Source organism: Microbacterium sp. H6, assembly GCF_003314775.1.
Classification (GTDB): domain Bacteria; phylum Actinomycetota; class Actinomycetes; order Actinomycetales; family Microbacteriaceae; genus Microbacterium; species Microbacterium oxydans.
In genome coordinates, this window is the sequence record NZ_QOAY01000192.1 from 80,562 (window position 1) to 87,457 (window position 6,896).

Consider the following 6,896-nt stretch of genomic DNA (forward strand, 5'->3'; position numbering starts at 1 on the left):
CGCCGTCGAGGAACGGGAGGCCACCCGACTGCGGGCGATCGGGCTGCGTGCTCGACACGTCGAGCCGTCGACGCAGGCCGGGCTGGCGGAGAGCGTCCTCGCGCACTATCGGAGCGGGGCAGGATCCGCTCTCACGGTGGCTGGACGCCTCGAGGTTCGCAGCGGAGGCGTCATTCTCGACGACGGCTTCGTCCCCCTGTCGGGTGGAGCGGTGGCACTGATCGAAGCGCTGTTCCTCGCTCGCGGCCGCGTGCTCTCGCGCGCGGAGCTCGGTCAGGTGCTTCCCGGCGGCCATCGCAGCGATCGAGCGGTCGAAGTCGCCGTCGGGCGATTGCGCGACTCCCTGGGGCGTGGCGATCTCATCCAGACGGTCGTCAAGCGGGGCTATCGCCTGGCGGTGGCCGAGCCCCGATGAGGGCGCTCGTCAGGAGAGCGTGTGCAGGCTACTCGGTGGGCGCCGGTTCCTCGCTGGGAACGGGCTCCTCGGTGGGAGCCGGTGTCTCGCTGGGGGCCGGTGTCCCGGTCGGAGCGACCGTGGGTGTGGGCGTGGGTTCGGGGGCAGTGACCTGCGCGTGCACGACCTGGCTCGCGATCGCCGCCGACACGATCACGACGCCGACGATGATCCCGATCGCGTTGTCTCGGGTGCGGCGCCGGATCAGTCCTTCATGCACGGCGTTGCGGGCCGCATGGATGCGGGCGCGTTCCGCTTGCGTGCGCTGCTGTGCATTCTTGGACCCGCGTGCTGCCATCTGCCCTGTTTCCCCTCACTGTGTCGCTGTGCGACCTCGCCTCAGAGCCTAGCGTCGTCGGCCCGTCGCACCGATGCGCTGCGTTCGGCCGTTCGGCACGGTTCAACGGCGAACGCTCGTCATTCCGTGATGGACCGACTACTTTTAGGCTATTGATCGCCTCAGTCCGAAAAGGAGCACGCTCATGCGGTGGACCCGAAACCTGGTCGCGGCTCTCGTCGTCAGCGCGACTGCCGTGCTCGGCGTCGTGCCGCCGGTGAGCGCGGCGGAGATCCCACCGCCGAACGCGGATGTCGCACGGATCCTCGCGGATACGAACGCCGCGCGGGCCGCCAACGGACTGGCGCCGCTGGTGCTGGACGGGGATGTGACGGCGGTCGCGCAGAACTGGTCGGCGACCCAGTCCCGCGAAGGCCGGATGTACCACAACCCGCAGTACTCGAGCCAGATTCCCGGGGGTTGGAGCAGGGCAGCCGAGAACGTCGCATCCGGCTATTCGTCGGCGACCGTCGTCGCCGCATGGATGAACTCGCCCGGGCACCGCGCGAACATCCTCGGCGACTACACGACGATCGGCATCGGTCTCGTCAACGGCTACGCCACGCAGGTGTTCGCCAAGTATCCGGTATCGACGCCCACTCCGACGGTCTCGCGGCAGGACGCCTCCGTGCGCAGCCACGTCGCTCAGCGGGGATGGATCGCCGGAGGGGGCACCACGGGGCAGGGGCTGGGTCTTGAAGCCGTCGCGGTGCGGCAGCAGACCGGCAAGGTCATCTGCCTTCAGGCCCATGTGCAGAACATCGGGTGGATGACACCCGTCTGCACGCAGGGTGCCGGTACCGAGGTGACGGCGGGGACGACCGGTCGAGGGCTTCGAATGGAGGCTCTCCGGGTGTGGAGTCCGGGCAACACGGTGTCCGGACGAGGACACGTGTCGAGCATCGGGTGGCAACCGCGCGTGGTCTCCTCGGCGCCGGGCACCCAGATCTCCCTCGGCACGACCGGGCAGGCGAGGCAGCTCGAGTTCGTCGACCTCTTCCAGTGACGGCGACTTCCTGAGACGGCGATGTCGCTCGCCCCGAGTAGCCTTGGCGGGTGACCCCTTCCGCGCCGCTGCTCTCCGGGCAGACGCCCCTCGCCGTGCGCATGCGCCCGACTTCCCTCGCCGAGGTCGCCGGGCAGCGTCACCTGCTCCGGGCCGGTTCGCCGATCGTCGCCCTCGCTGATCCGAAGGCGGCAGCGCCGGGAGCCGTATCGATCATCCTGTGGGGGCCGCCGGGCACCGGCAAGACCACGCTGGCACAGGCCATCGCGCGTTCGTCGGGGCGACGCTTCGTCGAGTTGTCCGCCATCACCGCCGGCGTCAAGGACGTGCGCGAAGTCATGCAGGAGGCGGTGAACCAACGCGATCTCTACGGTCAGACCACCATCCTCTTCCTCGACGAGATCCACCGCTTCACGAAGGCGCAGCAGGACGCTCTGCTCCCCGGGGTCGAGAACGGGTGGGTGATCCTCATCGCCGCGACCACGGAGAATCCGTCCTTCTCCGTGATCTCACCATTGCTCTCGCGCTCTCTGCTGCTGACCCTGCAGCCACTGACCGACGAGGACATCGGCGTGCTCGTCGACCGTGCGGTGACCGATGCCAGGGGACTCAACGGAGCCGTCACGCTCAGCGACGAAGCTCGATCCGCCCTCCTGAGACTCGCATCGGGGGATGCTCGGCGCGCCCTCACGGGGTTGGAGGCCGGTGCGGCCGTGGCCCTGTCGCACGCCACGACAGGAGAGCCCGGTGACGGCGCTGGTGGCGAGGAGCACGAGAGTGCGGGGCCGCCCGAGGTCTCTGCCGATGACATCGCCCAGGCGGTCGACAAGGCGCTGCTGCGGTACGACCGTCAGGGTGATGAGCACTACGACGTCATCAGTGCGTTCATCAAGTCGATCAGGGGATCCGACCCCGATGCGGCGCTGCACTACTTGGCCCGCATGATCGAGGCGGGGGAGGATCCGCGGTTCATCGCCAGGCGCCTCGTCATCTCCGCGTCGGAGGACGTGGGCCTCGCCGACCCGCAGGCAATGGTCATCGCCGTCGCCGCTGCCGATGCCGTGGCGTTCATCGGTATGCCGGAGGGGCGCATCCCGCTCGCGGAGGCGACCGTGTACCTGGCGACCACCGCCAAGTCGAACGCCGCCTATGTGGGCATCGACGCCGCGATCGCCGACATCCGTGCGGGAGGTTTCGGCAGGGTGCCGCTTCATCTGCGCGACGCTCACTATCCGGGCGCGAAGCGACTCGGGCACGGCCGCGGGTACGTCTACTCCCATGACAGCGAGTTCGGGATCGTGCCCCAGCAGTACCTGCCGGATGAGCTGGACGGCCGACGCTATTACCAGCCGAAGAACCTCGGTGCGGAGCGTGACATCGGCTCCCGGCTCGAGCGCATCCGTCGCATCCTCGGCGATCGCTGACCCGCAGATCCGGTCGAGAGACACGATCTGTTAGACTTGAGCGGCTCGAAACCGAGTTTTCGGGCATCTCCTCGTTCACACCACACCTTGCTGGCGCCCCGGCGTGCGCTCCAAGGCAGAACGCGGACGATACGTCCGCGAGTCGCGAAAGCCGCGACCGCGTCATCGGAAGGAACGCTTCGTGACCACGAAGTCCCAGGACCGCCGCAAGGTGCGTCTCAGCCGCGCCCTCGGCGTCGCACTCACCCCGAAGGCCGCCCGCTACCTCGAGAAGCGCCCGTACGCTCCGGGTGAGCACGGCCGCACCAAGCGCAAGGCAGACAGCGACTACGCCGTCCGTCTGCGTGAGAAGCAGCGCCTGCGTGAGCAGTACGGCATCCGCGAGAAGCAGATGCGCAACACGTTCAACGAGGCTCGTCGTCAGGACGGCCTGACCGGTGAGAACCTGGTCGAGCTTCTCGAGATGCGTCTCGACGCCCTCGTCGTGCGTTCGGGCTTCGCCCGCACCACCGCACAGGCTCGCCAGCTCGTCGTGCACCGTCACATCCTGGTCGACGGCCAGCTCGTCGACCGCCCGTCGTTCCGCGTGAAGCCGGGTCAGCTCATCCACGTCAAGCCCAAGAGCGAGGGCACCGAGCCCTTCCAGGTGGCAGCAGCCGGCGGTCACGCCGAGGTCCTGCCCCCCGTTCCCGGCTACCTCGAGGTCGAGCTCGACAAGCTCCAGGCGCGTCTGGTCCGTCGCCCGAAGCGCGCTGAGGTCCCCGTGACCTGCGAAGTGCAGCTCGTCGTCGAGTACTACGCGGCTCGCTGATACACCGCATACACGAGAGGCGTCGGGGAAACCCGACGCCTCTCGTCGTTTTTGCATACGATGGGATCACCGCGCCTTCGCGGCTCAGAGGCAAGGATGGCGTCATGAAGAAGTTGCAGTGGTTCCTGATCGGAGTGATCGGCGGCTTCGTCGCGGCCCATTTCATGAACAAGGACCCGCGGGGTCGTGACATCCTCGCCGAGGTCGATGCCGGCATCAACGGCTTCACCTCCCTGATCGGCGACGCCTACCGCGCCGAAGACGCTCGGCTTGCAGAGCCCGAACAGAACTGACACCTCCTGCGCGCCTCGCGCAGCATCGCTCAACGCGACCATCTCTCCACGCGACCTAGGACACCTGGCACCCCTATGAAAACTGCGGAAATCGCGCAGCGTTACCTCGACTTCTTCGAGAAGAACGACCACCTCATCGTCCCCTCCGCCTCTCTGGTCAGCGACGATCCTTCCCTGCTGTTCACTGTCGCCGGAATGGTGCCGATGATCCCGTACCTCACCGGGGTCGTGCCCGCTCCGCACCCGCGCATCGCGGACGTGCAGAAGTGCATCCGCACCAACGACATCGAAGAGGTGGGCCGCACCGCCCGTCACGGCACGTTCTTCCAGATGCTGGGCAACTGGTCCTTCGGCGACTACTTCAAGGAAGGCGCGATCCGTTACGCCTGGGAGCTGCTGACCAGTGCGGAGTCCGACGGCGGTCTCGGCTTCGACGAGAAGGACCTCTGGGTCACGGTCTACGAGACCGATGACGAGGCCGAAGCGATCTGGCGCGACATCATCGGGCTCAAGCCCGAGCGCATCCAGCGTCTCGGCCGCGCGGACAACTACTGGAACACCGGTCAGCCGGGCCCGGGTGGCCCCGACTCGGAGATCTTCTTCGATCGTGGCCCCGCTTACGGCAAGGACGGCGGCCCCGCCGTCGACGACTCGCGGTTCCTGGAGATCTGGAACCTCGTGTTCATGCAGGACTTCATCGAGAACATCCGAGGCAAGACCGAGTTCGACATCGTCGGTGAGCTCCCGATGAAGAACATCGACACCGGGATGGGCCTCGAGCGCGTCGCCTTCCTCAAGCAGGGCGTCGACAACATGTACGAGTCCGACCAGGTGCGGCCCGTGCTCGATCGTGCCGTCGAACTCTCCGGACGGCCCTATGGCGTGCAGCATGAGGACGACGTGCGGTTCCGCGTCGTCGCCGACCACGTCCGGTCCTCGCTCATGCTCCTCTCCGACGGAGTCCGCCCCTCCAACGAGGGGCGCGGATACATCCTCCGCCGTCTGATGCGCCGCACGGTCCGTTCGATGCGGCTGCTCGGCGTCGACGAGCCGGTCTTCCCCGAGCTCTTCGCCGCGTCGCGCGACGTGATGAAGACCACCTACCCCGAGCTCGAGAAGGACTGGCCGGTGCTCTCGGCGTCGGCGTTCGCCGAGGAGGAGACGTTCCGTCGCACCCTCGTCGCCGGCTCCACGATCCTCGACCTCGCGCTCGACGAGACCAGGAAGGGCGGCGGGAAGACGCTGAGCGGGCCGGAGGCGTTCCTTCTGCACGACACCTACGGTTTCCCCATCGACCTCACGCTCGAGGTCGCCGAGGAGGCGGGGCTGGACGTCGACCGTGCCGCCTTCGACAATCTCATGCAGGAGCAGCGTCAGCGCGCCAAGGACGACGCCCGCAACCGCAAGCGGCAGCTCGCCGATGTGTCGGTCTACCGTGAACTGCGCGCCCTGGGCGAGACCGGATTCGACGGGTACACGGCGCTCGAGGTCGAGTCGCGTGTGCTCGGACTCCTCGTCGACGGCGTTCCGGTGCGCAGCGCCGCCGAGGGTCAGATCGCCGAGGTCGTGCTGGCCGAGACGACGCTGTATGCAGAGTCCGGCGGCCAGGTCGCTGACAAGGGCACGATCGTTGGCCCGGGCTACGTCCTCGAAGTGCTGGATGTGCAGAAGCCGGTTCCCGGTCTGATCAGCCACACCGTCGAGGTCACGCGCGGAAGCGTCGCCGTCGACGACATCGCGACCACGGTCGTCGATGCCGCGAACCGCCGTGCCGCCCGCCAGGCGCACTCGGCGACGCACCTCGTGCACGCCGCGCTCCGCGACACGCTCGGTCCGACGGCGACGCAGGCAGGGTCGTTGAACCGCGCCGGCTACATGCGCTTCGACTTCGCGTGGTCGCAGGCGCTCTCGGCAGACACCCGAAGCGAGATCGAGGAGATCACGAACCGCGCGGTGCAGGACTCGCTCGAAGTGACCACGCGCATCGTCTCGCTCGACGAGGCCAAGGAAGCCGGGGCCATGGCCCTGTTCGGCGAGAAGTACGGCGACGTGGTGCGCATGGTCGACATCGGCGGCCCGTGGTCCCGCGAGCTGTGCGCGGGTACGCACGTGAGCACGAGTGCCGAGATCGGACTGGTGAGCCTGGTCGGCGAGTCGTCGGTCGGGGCATCGAACCGCCGTATCGAGGCGCTCGTCGGCGCCGATGCCTTCCGCGAGCTCGCCGCTGAGCGTGCCATCGTGTCGCAGCTCACCAGTTCGTTGAAGACTCCTCGCGAGCAGCTGCCCGAGCGTATCGCCGATCTGACCGCGAGCCTCAAGGCGGCGGAGAAGCGCATCGCGCAGTTCGAGGCGAAGGAGCGGGCGGGTCAGGTCCCGTCGATCGTCGAGGCTGCGACGCGCGTCGGAGAGTTCCGTCTGGCTGCGCAGAACCTCGGTGACGTGGCTTCTGCGGATGACGTGCGCGATCTCGTCAACGGTGTTCGTGATCGGCTCGGTTCTGAGGCGGCTGTCGTGGCACTGGGCGCCGTGGTCAACGGACGCCCGGTCGTGGTCGTCGCCACCAACGAGGCG

7 protein-coding genes are annotated in these 6,896 nt (G+C 67.9%); 6 read left to right on the forward strand and 1 reads right to left on the reverse strand.

Features of this window, described 5'->3' with window-relative positions; genetic code table 11:
• Positions 1–415 (forward strand): winged helix-turn-helix domain-containing protein (locus DSP71_RS12980; protein ID WP_181800732.1); only part of this gene is annotated, 415 nt, incomplete at its 5' end.
• Between the two features lie 28 nt (positions 416–443).
• Here the strand turns inward: DSP71_RS12980 and DSP71_RS12985 are convergent.
• The gene (locus DSP71_RS12985; protein ID WP_046747155.1) at positions 444–752 is read right to left on the reverse strand and encodes a hypothetical protein; all 309 of its coding nucleotides are present in this window, start codon (positions 750–752) and stop codon (positions 444–446) included.
• Positions 753–936: 184 nt separating this feature from the next.
• Between DSP71_RS12985 and DSP71_RS22300 the strand changes: the two genes are divergently transcribed.
• The 5 genes from DSP71_RS22300 to alaS all read left to right on the forward strand — a co-directional run.
• Positions 937–1,797, forward strand: a complete 861-nt coding sequence (locus DSP71_RS22300; RefSeq protein ID WP_179516030.1) for a CAP domain-containing protein — start codon at positions 937–939, stop codon at positions 1,795–1,797.
• A 101-nt stretch (positions 1,798–1,898) separates the two neighbouring features.
• Entirely contained in the window at positions 1,899–3,221 is a 1,323-nt protein-coding gene (locus tag DSP71_RS12995; protein ID WP_218867732.1) for a replication-associated recombination protein A, read from the forward strand.
• 181 nt (positions 3,222–3,402) lie between these two features.
• Positions 3,403–4,032: a 30S ribosomal protein S4 gene (rpsD, locus tag DSP71_RS13000; RefSeq protein WP_052748643.1), complete on the forward strand. Its 630-nt coding sequence runs from the start codon at positions 3,403–3,405 to the stop codon at positions 4,030–4,032.
• 104 nt (positions 4,033–4,136) lie between these two features.
• Positions 4,137–4,325 (forward strand): hypothetical protein, encoded by a 189-nt coding sequence (locus DSP71_RS13005; RefSeq protein ID WP_113681286.1) that lies wholly within the window; start codon positions 4,137–4,139, stop codon positions 4,323–4,325.
• A gap of 75 nt (positions 4,326–4,400) precedes the next feature.
• Positions 4,401–6,896 (forward strand): alanine--tRNA ligase (gene alaS / locus DSP71_RS13010; protein WP_113681287.1); only part of this gene is annotated, 2,496 nt, incomplete at its 3' end.